Source organism: Eudoraea sp., from assembly GCF_049665975.1.
Lineage (GTDB): Bacteria > Bacteroidota > Bacteroidia > Flavobacteriales > Flavobacteriaceae > Eudoraea.
The window spans coordinates 1-1,790 of the sequence record NZ_JBATGR010000265.1; the positions used below are offsets into that span (position 1 = coordinate 1).

Consider the following 1,790-nt stretch of genomic DNA (forward strand, 5'->3'; position numbering starts at 1 on the left):
CCATTGAAGACCTTGTTGCCTATAGAATGCGGCACGATAGCTTAATAATTAAAAGAGAGGAATTTGAAGTAGAAACCCGTTTTGGGCATTTTACGCTACATGCCTATCAGCAAACTACTAACGAACAAGTTCACCTCGCACTAACCAAGGGTAACTGGGAGCTAGACGATCCTGTGCTTACAAGAATAAACTCTACTTTGGTAAATAATGACATTCTGGGTACGCTTACACATAATGCGGATAAGAAATTAGATGATATGTTTAAGGCGCTAAATGAAGCAGGTAAGGGAGCCATAGTCTTTATTAATCAACAAAGCCAGTCCTATAATCTTCTTAATCGTTTAAAAGGATTACAGGAAAATCAAAAAAATGGAATTATTAAGGCTCCTAAAATAGAAATGGATACCCGTGATTTTGGTATTGGTGCACAAATTCTGCACGATTTGAATATCACCAAAATGCGTCTAATGACCAATAGTGACCAGGCTAAAAGAGTAGGTATTGTTGGATATGGCCTTGAAATTGTAGATTATTCTCCCTATTAATAAAGGATTATAATTCCTTCTTAATAATTGAGGCCATCAATTCGGCCCTTTTGGCTACTTCATCTTCTTCCCATCCGAGTTTTATAAGACAGGATATTGTTCTGCCCATCCAATGATCTGACTGTTTAAAATGTGCTTCAGGATAATCCGGAAGACCATCAAGGACCTCTCTTGCCACCGGAGCTAAGGATTTCATAGTTCTAAGATGATCCCATTTCTTATAATAGTGCCAATTGTTATTATACCAGTAAAAACAGGCATCAACACCTCCAGCGCCAAATGCTGCATGTGTTTTCCGGGTAATGGTCTCCGAAGGAAGATAAAAATTCAAAAATGAGTAATTCTCAACACCACCCTCGGGCACTCTTCTAAAGCTAACTCCGTCAATAGACTTCAGGGCGTTTCTTAAAATTGTATAATTTCTCTTTTGAATTGCAAGAAAATCATCCAGACGCGCAATTTGAGCTAAGCCAACAGCAGCGTGTAATTCAGAAATCCGGTAGTTATAGCCCAGAAAAGGATGGCTTTCTGCTCCCCTGTCGGTACCTTCATGATCATGCCCGTGATCTGAATAATGATCAGCATTTTTATAGTAAGTTTCATTATTAGTAATCAGGGCCCCACCTTCACCGCAAGTAATTGTTTTTACATAATCAAACGAAAAGCAACCCAGATCCCCGATACTTCCTAAAGGTTTCCCATCATAGGTCCCTCCTATTGCCTGGCAGGCATCTTCAAGTAAGAGAAGTTTGTGCCTTTCACAAATTGCTTTTAAGGCACCCAGATCGGCCATAGATCCGCACATGTGAACCGGCATAACTACCTTGGTATTTGGAGTAATAGCTTTTTCAACAGCAGAGGGATCCAGAGTAAGTGTATCATCAATATCAACCATAACTGGTATTGCGCCTAAAGCAAGAATAGATTCAAAACTAGCCACAAATGTAAAACTCGGGATGATAATTTCATCTCCTGCCCCTATTCCTGCACTTGCAAGGGCAACGGTTAAAGCTGCTGTACCACTACTCACAAGCTGCGCGTGCTTTGTTTGCATTCGCTTTGCTAATTCCTTTTCAAGCTGCAACGCTTTCCAATGACCGTTCCGCATGCCGTCAAACCCGTAGCGCATGAGTACTCCGGAATCCAGGACGTCCTTTACTTGATTTCTTTCTTTATCCCCAAATAATTCAAAACCTGGCATAGTGATATTTAATTTAAAATGTTGTTTATTTTTATTCTTTACTA

At 39.9% G+C, this 1,790-nt stretch carries 1 protein-coding gene and 1 pseudogene; one reads left to right on the forward strand and one right to left on the reverse strand.

Annotation, left to right across the window (positions count from 1 at the left end):
• Nucleotides 1-545 (forward strand): annotated as a pseudogene (locus WBN20_RS09540) (bifunctional 3,4-dihydroxy-2-butanone-4-phosphate synthase/GTP cyclohydrolase II); the annotation flags it as partial.
• Between the two features lie 7 nt (nt 546-552).
• On the opposite strand, the gene WBN20_RS09545 reads toward WBN20_RS09540, so the two are convergent.
• Nucleotides 553-1,746 (reverse strand): DegT/DnrJ/EryC1/StrS family aminotransferase, encoded by a 1,194-nt coding sequence (locus WBN20_RS09545; RefSeq protein ID WP_424276006.1) that lies wholly within the window; start codon nt 1,744-1,746, stop codon nt 553-555.
• Nucleotides 1,747-1,790 lie beyond the last annotated feature (44 nt).

Excerpts from the sequence above, each read along its gene's own strand:
- WBN20_RS09545 (WP_424276006.1), bottom strand. The coding sequence starts at position 1,746 with ATGCCAGGTTTTGAATTATTTGGGGATAAAGAAAGAAATCAAGTAAAG.